At 40.0% G+C, this 13,748-nt stretch carries 11 protein-coding genes and 1 pseudogene; 3 read left to right on the top strand and 9 right to left on the bottom strand.

The window, feature by feature from the left end:
- The 3 genes and pseudogenes from A2003_RS11840 to prfB form a co-directional block, all read right to left on the bottom strand.
- Positions 1 to 630: pseudogene (locus A2003_RS11840) on the bottom strand (oxidoreductase); the annotation flags it as partial.
- A gap of 26 nt (positions 631 to 656) precedes the next feature.
- Positions 657 to 959, bottom strand: a complete 303-nt coding sequence (locus tag A2003_RS11845; protein WP_005403396.1) for an ArsR/SmtB family transcription factor — start codon at positions 957 to 959, stop codon at positions 657 to 659.
- 161 nt (positions 960 to 1,120) lie between these two features.
- A protein-coding gene (gene prfB / locus A2003_RS11850) for a peptide chain release factor 2 (RefSeq protein ID WP_108565294.1) occupies positions 1,121 to 2,216 on the bottom strand; the annotation gives its coding sequence in 2 pieces (ribosomal slippage) (positions 1,121 to 2,143 and positions 2,145 to 2,216; 1,095 coding nt in all).
- A 406-nt stretch (positions 2,217 to 2,622) separates the two neighbouring features.
- Between prfB and A2003_RS11855 the strand changes: the two genes are divergently transcribed.
- Positions 2,623 to 3,390 (top strand): putative porin, encoded by a 768-nt coding sequence (locus A2003_RS11855; protein ID WP_004909885.1) that lies wholly within the window; start codon positions 2,623 to 2,625, stop codon positions 3,388 to 3,390.
- Between the two features lie 253 nt (positions 3,391 to 3,643).
- The gene (locus tag A2003_RS11860) at positions 3,644 to 4,567 is read left to right on the top strand and encodes a putative porin (protein WP_151738903.1); all 924 of its coding nucleotides are present in this window, start codon (positions 3,644 to 3,646) and stop codon (positions 4,565 to 4,567) included.
- 34 nt (positions 4,568 to 4,601) lie between these two features.
- Here the strand turns inward: A2003_RS11860 and recJ are convergent, their stop codons facing one another.
- From recJ to A2003_RS11890, 6 genes are all read right to left on the bottom strand, one after another.
- A complete protein-coding gene (recJ, locus tag A2003_RS11865) occupies positions 4,602 to 6,302 on the bottom strand; it encodes a single-stranded-DNA-specific exonuclease RecJ (protein ID WP_004964921.1) in 1,701 nt (566 codons plus the stop codon).
- Positions 6,303 to 6,959 (bottom strand): pyridoxamine 5'-phosphate oxidase, encoded by a 657-nt coding sequence (pdxH, locus tag A2003_RS11870; protein WP_004909891.1) that lies wholly within the window; start codon positions 6,957 to 6,959, stop codon positions 6,303 to 6,305.
- Positions 6,960 to 6,971: 12 nt separating this feature from the next.
- Positions 6,972 to 8,309 (bottom strand): phosphoglucosamine mutase, encoded by a 1,338-nt coding sequence (gene glmM / locus A2003_RS11875; RefSeq protein ID WP_004951321.1) that lies wholly within the window; start codon positions 8,307 to 8,309, stop codon positions 6,972 to 6,974.
- A gap of 126 nt (positions 8,310 to 8,435) precedes the next feature.
- Positions 8,436 to 9,902 carry an IMP dehydrogenase gene (gene guaB / locus A2003_RS11880; protein WP_125299045.1) on the bottom strand — a complete coding sequence of 489 codons (1,467 nt, stop codon included), beginning with the start codon at positions 9,900 to 9,902 and terminating at the stop codon, positions 8,436 to 8,438.
- A gap of 139 nt (positions 9,903 to 10,041) precedes the next feature.
- Entirely contained in the window at positions 10,042 to 10,407 is a 366-nt protein-coding gene (locus A2003_RS11885) for a YkgJ family cysteine cluster protein (RefSeq protein ID WP_125272725.1), read from the bottom strand.
- Between the two features lie 135 nt (positions 10,408 to 10,542).
- The gene (locus tag A2003_RS11890) at positions 10,543 to 11,343 is read right to left on the bottom strand and encodes an oxygen-binding di-iron domain-containing protein (protein ID WP_286687423.1); all 801 of its coding nucleotides are present in this window, start codon (positions 11,341 to 11,343) and stop codon (positions 10,543 to 10,545) included.
- Between the two features lie 214 nt (positions 11,344 to 11,557).
- Between A2003_RS11890 and A2003_RS11895 the strand changes: the two genes are divergently transcribed.
- Positions 11,558 to 13,690, top strand: a complete 2,133-nt coding sequence (locus A2003_RS11895) for a TonB-dependent siderophore receptor (RefSeq protein WP_286687424.1) — start codon at positions 11,558 to 11,560, stop codon at positions 13,688 to 13,690.
- Positions 13,691 to 13,748: the final 58 nt, after the last annotated feature.

Genomic DNA, 13,748 nt, shown 5'->3' on the forward strand with positions numbered 1-13,748 from the left:
AACGACTTGCAACAACAAACGTGCACGGTTTTCAATTGAACCACCGTATTCATCTTCGCGAGTATTGGTTTTACTTTGCAAGAATTGATCGATTAGATATCCATTGGCAGCATGCAGCTCAACACCATCAAAACCTGCAGCCTTCGCAAGTTCAGCAGCGTGTTTATACTCAACTACAATTTCTTGAATTTCTTCGTGCGATAAAGCTCTAGGTGTCACAAACGGGCGTTTCGGACGAAGTAAACTCACTTCCCCTGCTGGCTGGATTGCACTTGGTGCGACAGGTGTATCACCATCTAATAAGTCTGGATGTGAAATACGTCCTACATGCCATAACTGAACAACAATTTTTGAACCTTGCGCATGCACGGCTTTTACAATTTTGTTCCAAGCTTGCGCTTGTTCTTGTGACCATAAACCTGGGGTATTGGCATATCCTACCGCTTTCGGGCTAATCACAGTCGCTTCAGTAATAATCAGACCTGCATTAGCACGTTGTTGGTAATACTCAACCATCAGATCATTTGGGATACGTTGTTCACCGCTACGTGCTCTTGTTAACGGTGCTAAAACCAAACGGTTCTTGATTGTAAAGTCACCGACTTGCAATGCAGAATTTAACTCAGCCATAATCGCCTCAACTTACACTTGTTACTTTAAAGTGTTTGTTTTAAATGTTCGATGTATTGCTGAATCAAAGCTTCATTACGCGTAAAATATGACCATTGCCCATATTTCTCAACCTTAATCAAACCTGCTTGCTGTAATACAGACAGATGATTTGACATGGTCGATTGAGCAACCTTTCCTAAACGTTCGATGTGTCCTGCACATACGCCGCGTTCGAAACTGCCACCACATTCTTGTACAGGTAAAAATTGCTCAGGCTCTTTTAGCCATTGCAAAATCTGTCGACGCAACGGATTGGCTAAGGCTTTGCTTATAACATCAATATCCATAGACTCACCACGTTTCTCAACAGGCAAAGCTTTGTTCAGCATCTCAACCCAGTATATCGAATTTTATAAATATTAATATCTATTTTTTTCGATATTAATATCATATTTTTTCGATTAAGGGTCGAGAGCTGAACGAGATTGCCGTTTTTATTGGATAAAACTTACAGACCTTGTTTTAAACTCGCTTCAATAAACTTGTCTAAGTCCCCATCAAGCACAGCTTTTGTATTGGAGTTTTCGACACCTGTACGCAAGTCTTTAATACGTGAGTCATCAAGTACATAAGAGCGAATCTGACTTCCCCAGCCAATATCCGATTTAGAATCTTCGAGCGCCTGAGCTGCTTCGTTGCGCTTGTTCATTTCTAACTCATAGAGTTTGGCACGTAGTTGTTTCCACGCATGGTCACGGTTGGCATGTTGTGAACGTTGGTTCTGACATGCAACCACAATACCTGTTGGCGCGTGAGTCAGACGAACAGCTGAGTCAGTTTTGTTAATATGCTGACCACCCGCGCCTGATGCACGATAGGTATCCGTACGAACATCTGATGGATTGATATCAATTTCGATATTGTCATCAATCTCTGGTGAAACGAATACGGCAGAGAATGAAGTGTGACGGTTATTATTACTATCGAATGGAGATTTACGAACTAAACGGTGTACACCACTTTCTGTACGTAACCACCCATAAGCAAATTCACCATCAACTCGAATCGTCGCTGATTTAATACCCGCCACGTCACCATCAGAAACTTCCATCAGTTCTGCTTTGAAACCATGACGCTCGATCCAACGCATATACATACGTAATAACATCGAAGCCCAGTCTTGTGCCTCTGTACCACCCGAACCAGATTGGATTTCAAGGAAGCATGGGTTTGGATCCATCGGATTACTAAACATACGACGGAATTCGAGGTTCCCAAGAGCTTGTTCAGCGCTATCTAATTCTGCTTGCACATCTTCAAGTAAGCTTTCATCATCAGCTTCAACAGCCAGATCAAGCATTGCTTTTGCATCATCTAACTGTTCTGCAAGACGATCAAATACACCTAAAGTATTTTCTAAACTGCCCTTTTCTTTCGCAATTGCTTGCGCACGACTTTGGTCATTCCAAATCGCAGGGTCTTCTAATTCTCTTAAAACTTCTTCTAAACGCTCTGCTTTTAGATCGTAGTCAAAGATACCCCCGTAGTGTTTGGCTACGATCAGATAAATCTTTCAATTGGATTAAATACGGATTGATTTCCACGCGTCTGTTCTCACAAATTTTCACCTAACCTAATATTTTAACATAAGTGCTTTATGCGACACAGCCATAACCTTTTAAAGTGTTTTTCTTATAGATTTACTATTTACTTATCAGAAATATTGAAACAAAGTAATCGTACTTTGAAACATCTAGCGACAAGATTGTTGCTTAAATACACGAAAATTACCTAAACACACAATCTCTCCTAAGTTTTAATAAATCAAAACATTATTAAATACTAGTTATAAATCAATATTTTATATTGCAAATTTTACAAAAAAAATACATTCGTACAGTTTGATTACTTTCCTTTGATTGACCCGCTAAAGTTTTTAACTAGACTGAGAGTTGTAACAAAACATGTAATTAACATTCAATTGGTTCATTATCTCAAAGGGGAGTAGCCATGAAAAAATTAGCAATTGCATCAGCACTTTTATCTGCTTTGGCAGTAACAGGTACTGCACATGCGTATCAAGCTGAAGTAGGTGGTTCATATACTTATACAGATTGGGATCAGTTCGATAGTACACATAGTTTTGGTGTAGATGGGACTTATTACTTTAATCCAGTCCAAACACGTAATGCACCTCTTGCTGAAGCAGCGTTTTTGAACCGCTCTAGTAATGTAAATGCAAAAGTGAATTATGCCGACAATGACGGTGTGAAGAACTCGCAATACGGTGTTGGTGTTGAATACTTCGTTCCGAACAGTGACTTTTACTTAAGCGGTAATTTAGGTCGTGACGAACTTGAAGTAGACAACCTGCCAATCGATCAAAAAGTAACAACTTATAGTGCTGAGGTAGGTTATTTACCAGCACCAGGTTTATTACTTGCACTTGGTGTTAAAGGATACGATGAGAAAGATGGTGAAGATGGCGCTGACCCAACAGTTCGTGCTAAATACGTCACTCAGGTTGGAGCGAATGATGTCAACCTGGAAGCTTATGGTGCATTTGGTGATTTAGATGAGTACGGTGTTAAAGGTGACTTCTATCTCGACAAAACCTTAAGTGTCGGTGCAGATTACTACAACAATGACCTCACAAAACGTGATGAATGGGGTATTTCTGCGAAGAAATTCCTAAATCAACAAGTAAGTTTAGAAGGTCGTGTTGGTTTTGGTGATGACTACAATACCTATGGTATCCGTGGTGCATATCGCTTCTAAATAAGAAAGTGACTAAACATCACTTCATACGAAAAGACAAAAGCCCTGCTCTTTAAGATCAGGGCTTTTTTTAATTTCTTAGATAAAAGTACATAGAAAAAGAATTAAGTCTCAAACCAATGGGTCGAAAAAAATATCAATAAAATTTTACTGTTCATTTAAGCATTATTGACGTGTTTTCAAATATCACTACACTACATCGCGCAATAACTTATTAATAGCACGTATTATTTTAACAAGGGGTCAGGTTTTTATGAAAAAATTAAGTCTTATTACTGCACTATTAACATCTTGCATCGGTGTAAATGCAAATGCATACCAAACTCAGCTCATGGGTGCTTATGAATATACATATATTAAAGACAGCGAAATGGATAGCCATCGCGTTAACACAGCAAGTGTAAATGGTAAATATTATTTTAACCCAGTTCAAACACGTAATGCTCCACTAGCGGAAGCGGCATTCTTAGATAAAACATCAAACATTGGCTTAGGTTATACCTATGCAGAAGAATCAGGTATTTATTCTTTTGTGAATTTTGGCGGAATACCGCAAATAAACGTAGATTTCAAACAAGAGTTCAACTCTATCGGTCTTAATGGTGAATTTTATATTCCCAACACGCAATTCTATATCTCAGGAAGTCTGCATAGAACCGACATAGAAGCGATTGCAAAGAGCTATAATGAGTCTTACAAATTTGCGAGTGATGATGGCAATGGTTATTCGGCTGAAGTAGGCTTTCTTCCAACACATGGGATGCTACTTGCCGTAGGTGTCGCAGATTTATCGAAAAGTTTTGATCCTATTCAAGCTGCTCAATATGGCTTTATCACAACTTATTCAAATGCAGTCGCTATCACAGGCGAAGAAGATGAAGACACCGCAATTACACTTCGTGCTAAATATGTTTCACCTATTGCAGGTTATTACACCAATTTTGAAGCTCAGAGCTATATAGGTGATGAGACAACATATCGTTTAGCTGCTGATCTCTATCTAGACCCAACACTCAGTGTCGGAATTGCATTCGCAGATTCAACCGCTGAAGATGCAGATACCATTTTCAGCATTCGTGCGCAAAAATTCTTTACTCCAACATTTGCTGTGGGTGTTGGTTATACAGGGATCGACGGCGCGAACTCGTATGGAATTAACGGCACATTCCGCTACTAATCTTTCTAAAAACCGCTCAAATTTGAGCGGTTTTTTATTGTTTTAAATGCACAACCTGTAATTGTAGACTGACATTTCCATTAAAAACATTACGCTCCAAGGTATAGACCAAATCAACAAAACCCTGCATTGGATTAAACTCAAAACGGTCAACCGCATTAAATGCAATTGCATCAATCGACTGTGTACCAAGTGAAAGTTTTAACTTGAGATGCTGATCTTTCAACCAGCGATAATCAATGACTTTGAATGTTCCTTGAAATTGTGGAAATGGAAATTTTTGTCCCCATGGGCCCATTTGTTCAATCCAATCCACTGTAGATAGATCTAAAGCGTTCTCAGGCAATTCACCATCTGTCCAAATCGTTGCATGAAACAATTCAGCATCCATTTCAGCAATTGTCTGAATAAATAGCTGTTTGAACTCATTAAAATGTGCTTTTTTGAGCGTCAAACCCGCTGCCGCTGCATGCCCACCAAAATGAGTCACAAGATGCGGATATTGCTCTGCGACATGTTCAATCATATCGCGGATATGAATCCCATCAATAGAACGTGCAGATCCCTTAATATGAATACCATCTTCATCGGGGGCAAAAACTAAACTCGGACGATGAAATTGCTCCTTTAAACGTCCAGCGACAATCCCAATTACACCTTGATGCCACTGTTCGTCATACATCACGATAGCGGGCGGAATTTGATCTGTTTCAAGTTGAACGTTTTGCAAAGCAATTAATGCTTGTTGCTTCATTTCAGTTTCAACTTGGCGTCGCTCAACATTTAACTGATTGAGTTGCTGTGCCAGTGGATAAGCTGTTGCCATATCCTCCGCGAGTAAGCATTCGATCCCAATTCTCATACTTTCCATACGACCAGCAGCATTGATTCTCGGTCCTAAGACGAAACCCAAATCTTGTGCTCGCAAAGTTGAAGCCTCTCGACCTGCGACGTCAAGTAGCGCGAGAATACCTGCCCGACATTGGTTTTGCTGAATACGTTTTAGACCTGCATCAATCAAAATACGATTGTTATAATCCAAACTTGCAACATCCGCATAAGTACCTAAAGCAACCAAATCCAAGTATTGAGACACTTTGCTAGTACTTTTATTTTGCTGACTACGGTGAGTTGCCAATTTTGCTAAGACATAGAAAGCAACGCCAACCCCCGCCAGTGACTTACTCGAAAAGTCACAATCCAACTGATTAGGATTAACCACAGCTTCCGCACTTGGTTTTGGCTTAGTGGTCAGGTGATGATCTGTAATGATCACCTGCATCCCCAGTGCTTGAGCGACCTCAACACCTGCATGGCTTGAAATTCCATTATCAACGGTAATCAATAAATCTGGGCGATAAGTCTGGGCTGCTAACTCTGCAATCTTAGGTGTTAAACCATAACCATATTTAAATCGATCAGGAACAAGATACTCAACTCTTGCTCCCATCTCTCGAAGTACGAGAACCATCAAAGCCGTACTGGTTGCACCATCAGCATCATAATCTCCCACAATCACGATTTGTAATTGACGATCAATTGCTTGATCAATGATTTCTACAGCTCGATCCAAATCTTTTAGATTGGGTGCAAGCAGATGTTTAAGCTTCAGTTCTAGTTCTTGCTCTGAGGCAACACCACGTCGTGCCAAAATCTCGGCAATAAACGTTGGCACGCCCTGAAACTGTTCAGGGCGTGTGAGTAATGGTCTTTCTAAAATTTGAATTTTTGTCATTTATGGCATCAATCGTTGAACAACCCAAACCTGATCTGTTCTTTCATAACTCAAACGATCATGTAAACGATTTGGTCGACCTTGCCAAAACTCATAATAATCTGCTTCTAAACGATAACCGCCCCAAAATACAGGTTTAGCAAGCTCCTCTTGATCACCCACTTGCTGCTGCAAGTCCTCAAAACGAGACTGTAATGCTTCACGATCAGCAATCACACCACTTTGAGGTGTACTGATATGTGCTGCAATCTGACTGTCACGTGGGCGTTTATGGTAATAGTCGGTTGATTCCTGTTCAGAAATCTTAGTCACCTTTCCACTAATCCGCACTTGTCGTTCCAAACTCGGCCAATAAAACAATAACTCAGCGTATGGATTTTCCGCGAGATCCAAACCTTTTTGACTATCGTAATTGGTGTAGAAATCGTATCCGTTTTCAGTCGCTCCACGGAGTAAAACCGTACGAACATGTGGTCGACCTAGTCGATTAGCTGTTGCCAACGACATTGCGTACGGTTCATGCAAATTTGCAGCTAAGGCGTGATTAAACCAGTTTAAAAATTGAAGATGAGGATCATGACTGATTTGAGACTCATGCAACTCACCTTGCTCATAGCTTAAACGTAGTTCACTCAAATCTTTAATAACATCGTTCATTCTTGTCACCTTTTAAGCAGCTTGTGCTTGAGCTCGGACCGCTTCTGCTAAGTGATTTGCCAAGGCTTCAACTTCTTCCAATTGATCACCTTCCACCATGACACGAATCACAGGCTCAGTACCTGATTTACGAATCAAAATACGTCCACGACCTTCAAGTTGTTTTTCGGCTTTATCAAATTCAGCGACTAAGGCTGGGATAGAATATGGGTCGAGCATTTGCTGCAAACGAACATTCACCAGCACTTGAGGGAATAAAACAAAATCTTCAACCAATTCATGCAAAGCTTTACTTTGCTCTACCATGACAGTGAGCACTTGCAATGCAGCAATAATAGCATCGCCTGTCGTGCTCTTATCAAGGGTCAAGATATGACCAGATGGTTCACCACCAATCACCCAATTATTTTCTTCAAGTGCCTGTAATACATAACGGTCACCGACTTTAGCTCGTACAAAATTGACATTTGCTTTTGCTAAAGCCAACTCAAGTGCCATATTACTCATCACTGTACCCACAATACCCGCAGGTTTATGACTTGCTTGAGTCGCCAGAATATACAAAATATGGTCACCATCAACCAATTGACCGTGTTTATCAACCATCACGACACGATCTGCATCACCATCAAAAGCAATACCTAGATCTGCTTGTTGCTCTACAACGGCTTTCTGCAATAGTTCAGGATGCGTTGAGCCACAGTTTTCATTGATGTTTAAACCATCTGGCTCATTAAATAATGGAATCACCTTCGCACCCAACTCACGGAATACAGAAGGTCCAACGCTGTAGGCTGCACCATTTGCACAATCGACAACAATTTTTAGATTTCGTAAGTCGAAATGATATGGGAAAGTTGATTTACAGAACTCGATATAACGACCATTGGCATCTTTGACACGAACGCTTTTACCTAAATTAGCCGTATCTTCAATGATCAAATCTTTTTCTAATTCTTGATTGATTTCTTCTTGCAAAGAATCTGGTAGCTTTTTGCCCTCACTTGAAAAGAATTTAATTCCATTATCAAAATAAGGATTATGTGAAGCAGAAATCACAATACCCGCATGGGCATGGAGGGCACGTGTTAAATGCGCAATCGCAGGTGTCGGCAATGGACCTAGTAAGTGAACATACACTCCTGCTGCATTCAAACCTGCTTGCAAAGCAGCTTCCAAAATATAGCCCGATAATCGTGTATCTTTCCCCAAAACAACAATCGGTTTATTTTTGGGACTGTTTCGTTTCAACACCTTGCCCGCAGCAAAACCTAATTTTAATGCAAACTCAGGAGTAATGGGCATTTGTCCAAACTTGCCACGAATTCCATCAGTTCCAAAATAGCTCATCTTCTACTCACTTTCTTATCTTTTATATGACCTTTGGTCATAGCTTTTTTACCCGTTTCACTTTACACCAAAACGAAAAAACCGTCAGCGAACTGACGGTTTTTCTATCGGTAAAATTACGAAAAATCAACCAACACGATAGTTCGGCGCTTCTTTTGTAATCGTAACGTCATGCACATGTGATTCAGACATACCTGCTGAAGTAATTTTCACAAATTTTGCATTTTGGCGAAGATCTTCAATTATAGATGAACCTGTATACCCCATAGAAGAACGTAAACCACCCATCATTTGGTGTACGATGTTACCCATAGGACCTTTATAAGGAACACGACCTTCAATACCTTCTGGTACTAATTTTTCAGCACCCGCTTTAGAATCTTGGAAATAACGGTCAGCAGAGCCAGTTGCTCCAGCCATTGCACCCAATGAACCCATACCGCGATAAGCTTTGTAGTAACGACCTTGGAAGAATTCAACTTCACCAGGTGCTTCTTCAGTACCTGCAAGTAGTGAACCCACCATAATTGTGCTTGCGCCTGCACCAATTGCTTTTGCCATGTCGCCAGAGAAACGAATACCACCATCCGCAATTAACGGAATTTGGTCTTTCAATGCACTTGCAACACTGTCAATTGCAGAGATCTGCGGCATACCAATACCAGCAACAATACGTGTTGTACAGATCGAACCTGGACCAATACCAACTTTAACAGCATCAGCACCCGCATCAAGTAACGCCAATGCAGCATCACCCGTTGCAATATTTCCACCAATCACTTGAACTTGTGGATAGTTTGCTTTAACCCAACGTACACGCTCAATCACACCAGCTGAGTGACCATGTGCAGTATCAACGACGATCGCATCAACACCCGCATCAACTAAGGCTTCAACACGGCTAGGTGTTTCAGCACCTGTACCAACTGCTGCACCAACGCGTAAACGACCAAGGTCATCTTTACAACTGTTTGGATAGCTTTCCGCTTTACGGAAGTCAGTCACCGTAATTAAGCCTTTGAGTTCATTGTTTTCGCCAACAACTAAGACTTTTTCAATACGGTGCTTTTGCAACAAAGCTTGAATATTTTCTTTCGACTCACCTTCACGAACAGTCACTAGACGGTCTTGACCCGTCATGATGTTGCTCACTGGTTGTTCAAGATTGGTTTCAAAACGAGTATCACGACCTGTGACGATACCCACAACTTTGCCATCTTTTACAACAGGTACACCGCTAATATTATTGGCTTGAGTAATTGCAATAAGTTCACGAACTGTCGTTTCAGGAGTTACTGTGATTGGGTCTTTCACCATTCCAGCTTCGAATTTTTTTACACGGCGTACTTCCGCAGCTTGTGCGGCAATATCCATGTTTTTATGCAAAATACCGATACCGCCATTTTGCGCCATCGCAATCGCCATACGTGATTCAGTCACGGTATCCATTGCAGCAGAAACAAGAGGGATATTAAGTTGAATTCCGCGAGTTAAACGTGTCTTTAAGGAGACATCTTTTGGGAGAACAGTTGAGTAGGCAGGAAGTAATAAGACATCATCGAAGGTTAACGCTTCTTGAACGATGGTCAGCATAACAATCTCACTGGTAAATTCCGTGAGCTATTATAAACAAATTTCAGGGTGATTTTCATTTTCTATGATGAAAATTATTTGAGAAAAGCTGTTGATCAATATATCAACTGCTGCAAAAACTCAATTTAAGCTATCACAATCAACAGACTTGATCATAATCTTCATTATTTTCTGAGTCTTGTTGTTCAATATCTATCAACGGGATCAGATTGTATTTCAGCCGTGCTTTATTGCATTGTTCATCCGCAATTTTCACTTCTTTACAAGTTGTGCTTCGAGCATGATATATCGAACAACTCACACGCGTTCCAACCTCACCTTCAAGAGCAATGCATTTGGGCTGTGATTGGTTGGTTCCCTTCATACAAGAATAAATAGCCGTGATTGGCTCGACCATTGTTTCAGGGATATATTCAGCTTCAGCCCAATAAAATGAAACTCGATAATTCGCGCAGCATGCACCACAAGTCATACATGCATCTGGCGTTGCGATTTGAGACAACATTTTTTTAAAATTCTCGTTATCAAAACCAATTCCTTTGCAACGAGAATCCTAAAAAAAGTCATTCTGAAAAACAATATTGCCTATAAATTTTTTATGCAATCATGCGTCGATTTTGCTAAATCACCTACATCCCAATTAGGTTGTTGGGCAGCTAAATACGTATTCGTTCATCAGATCAACACCGCATTCAAGTGTTTCAATCCAATTAAGAAATTGATTGATCATTTCTTTACCGACAAATGCCGTACCATGCTGTGGAACAATCATATCAATATCCATTTGACGAACCATATTGACCCATAAACGTATCACTTTGTTGGAACACATATAGCGTTGGTGAAAGCCTTTCATTTTTTTAATATGCGCTTCAAAGTCGACAATCGGCAGACTAGCATCTTCAACAATTGATGCGCCCATATCACCTGAGAAAAGAATCTTTGCAGTTGGGTCATAAAACTGAAAATTCCCGACGGAATGTAAGAAATGCGCAGGAACTGCAATAATCGCCGACTCTCCCAAAGGAATAACTTGACCTGTATCAGGGAGTTCAATCAAACGCTCTTCCCAATTGCCTTTCATTCGATCACTCATAAAAGCAGAATTGAGATGGGGTAAGAAACGTGCCCATAGCTTCGATGCAACGACTTTAGCATCGGTATAGACCAACCAACGTGGCATCGAAGTGATAATGTCAGGATCTTGATGCGAAGCCATCACATAATCTAGATTCTTCAATTTGGTATAGCGATTAAGTTCCATTGTGAGCGGGACATAAGTCAAATCACCACCTGGATCTAAGACAGCTGCACGATCATGATCAATAATTAAAAACTGGTTGGCTTGAATTCCCTCACCTTTTACCAAACTGGTAAAACTAATACATTTATGCTGACCATTATCGAATAATATCTGTGATGTTGTCCTTTCAAAGCTCATAGCAACCCCATAAAAAATCTTTAAATATGAATTATTTTAATTCCATAATAAAATAATGGGATTAAGTTCATGTTTCAATCGAATGTTGGATATTTATCGTAATTTTTAAAAAAATTCTTTTTCGATATATTTATTGGATTTAACACGCCTAAGCTATAAAATATAATAATTCTCATTAGCATCTTTATTGATCTGCCCTTTCTTGGAAATTTCTATGCTCTTTACGCGCCCCACTTTACTTGCAATCTTTATTTTGAGCCATATAACAAGCGCTGCTTATGCAACTGAAGATCAAAGCAATATCCTTCCAACAATTTCCATCAAAGCTCAACAAGATAAAAACAATGATTATGTGGCGACACAAGCAACATCCACTTTGAAATCAAATGCGCCATTATTTAAAACAGCTCAGTCTGTTACGGTGATTACCCAAGAACAATTACAACAAAAACAAGCTCAAACTTTGGCTGAAGCCCTAAATGGTGTTGCAGGGGTCGTCTCAGGGCAACTCGGAAGACGGGGTTGGGATGATTTTATTATTCGTGGGCAAACTTCGTCTGATCAGGTCTTTATTGATGGGTTACGTCAAGGTCAAAGTACCTTTGTTGCTACTGAAATTTCAGGTATGGATCAAGTTCAAATTTTAAAAGGACCTGCATCAGTTAACTTTGGTTTAGTTCAACCTGGTGGCATGGTGAACATGGTCACCAAACGCCCACAAGCCGAGAGCTTTTACCGCAGCGCTTTCACCTACGGCTCTCATCAACTCAAGCAAGCAACATTCGATATCAACTACAGTCCGAATGAAAGTGAGAAAGGTGCTTTTCGCTTAAATGGTCGCATCTCTGATCAAAATGATCCGACTGACTTTGTTTATTTTAAAAACAACTATATCTCACCTTCTTATAATTTTGATTTAGGCGAAAAAACCGATTTATCAGTGATTGCCAGCTATCAACATCGTGAATATCTACGACAACAAGGTTTACCAGTCTTAGGTACATTATTAAATAATCCAAATGGCGCATTGAATTCCAAACTATTGATTAGTGAACCATCACATGGCGCTTATGAGGCCGATGTCTATCGTGTAGGTTATAATTTCGTGCATCGTTTTGAAAATGATTGGCAATTTAAACAAAACTTTGCAGTGCAAAAAACAGAAATGCTTGGACCCGCAGTATTTGCTGCAACAGGTAAAAACTTTTGGGCAAAAAACGAAGAAGGTAAAATTGATTACACCACGATCCAACGACAAGGGCGTTATCAAGATGTCGATAACCTAAATTTTTCTATCGATAATCAACTGCTAAAAACATTAAATTTCGGTAATACCTCACATGAAATCACTGTGGGAGTTGATGCCATGCAAGAAAAAAGTGATTACATCAATAACCGTTGTACAGTGGGTAATTTGAATCTCTATCAACCTGAATACAATACCAAGGTGACTTGCCCAGATATACCGACCAACCATGATATCAATCGTCTCAGATATACAGGTTTATATCTTCGTGATCGAATCGAATTGAATGATCAGCTAGTTTTGAATCTTGCGGGGCGACATGACTGGACTGAAACAACCACTCAAAATTTAGTTAAAAATACCGAAACAACCCAATCTGAGAATGCATTTACAGGTAATGCATCTTTGCTTTACAGCATCAATGAAATCGCTGCACCTTATGTGAGTTATGCAACCTCATTCTTACCTGTAAGTGGTACGGATTTCCATGACAATTCCTTTAAACCCGAGGAAGGCAAGCAAATTGAAGTAGGTCTAAAACTACAAAGTCCAGATCAACGCATTCAAGGCAGTATCGCTTGGTTTGATTTACGTCGCCAAAATGTTTCCGTGACTGATCCAATCAACACAGGTTTTAAAGTACAACGTGGCGAACAGCTGACACGTGGAATCGAAACAGAGCTTGCAGCGCATTTATTTGATCAACTCAAAATTACGGCTGCCTATACCTACACGCCTGACGCAGAAATAAGTAAAGATACTCAAGCTGAAAATATCGGATTGACGATAGATAATGTTCCAGAGCACAGTTATAGCTTATCTACACGCTATCGTTTTAAACCCAATTCAAATTTAGGTTGGTATGTAGGCGCGGGCGTTCGCGGTGAAAGCAAAAAAAGTGTTAATGGTTTAACAGTCGATCTTCCAGGCTATACCTTGTTTGATACTGAGGCAGGTTATGATACCGAACACTGGGGTGCTCAACTGGCAATCCGCAATATGTTTGATAAAGATTATTATGCTGGTGCGCTCAACGAGAACTTGGTTACTTTAGGCAATCCACGCCAAATTAATTTTACAGTGAAGTTTAGGGTGTGTTGACACTTTTAGCTTAAAAAAATAGCGAAGTAGTAAAATCAAATCGCCAAACCCAATTTTA

Origin of the sequence: Acinetobacter sp. GWC1_38_13 (assembly GCF_001767535.1) — a bacterium.
Classification (GTDB): domain Bacteria; phylum Pseudomonadota; class Gammaproteobacteria; order Pseudomonadales; family Moraxellaceae; genus Acinetobacter; species Acinetobacter junii.